The organism is Faecalibacterium sp. DFI.5.82, assembly GCF_029076575.1.
Lineage (GTDB): Bacteria > Bacillota > Clostridia > Oscillospirales > Ruminococcaceae > Faecalibacterium > Faecalibacterium duncaniae.
Genome location: NZ_JARFIS010000656.1, coordinates 1 through 304 on the forward strand (window position 1 = coordinate 1; position 304 = coordinate 304).

The following is a 304-nucleotide window of genomic DNA, read 5'->3' on the forward strand; positions in this document are numbered from 1 at the left end:
GCAGCTTTGCAAAGCAGGATGCGCATTTCATCGGCATTTCCCAGAGCCGGAACCGGGGCCATCAGAACGCCGTGCTGGCAGGCCTGATGGAGGCCCGCGCCAACAACTGCGACATCACCAACTCCATTGACTGCGATGGTCAGGATGACATCAACGCCATGGACGAGATGGTGCAGAAATCTCGGGACGGTGCCGAGGTGGTCTACGGCGTGCGCAGCCGCCGGGACACCGACACCTTCTTCAAGCGGTTCACTGCCGAGGGCTTCTACCACCTGATGAATGCCCTTGGTGCGGATATCGTGTT

The 304-nt window shown here is 59.9% G+C and carries 1 protein-coding gene; it reads left to right on the forward strand.

Annotation, left to right across the window (positions count from 1 at the left end; all coding sequences use genetic code 11):
- On the forward strand, positions 1-304 hold a 304-nt coding region (locus P0G09_RS18305), incomplete at both ends, for a glycosyltransferase (protein WP_275253379.1).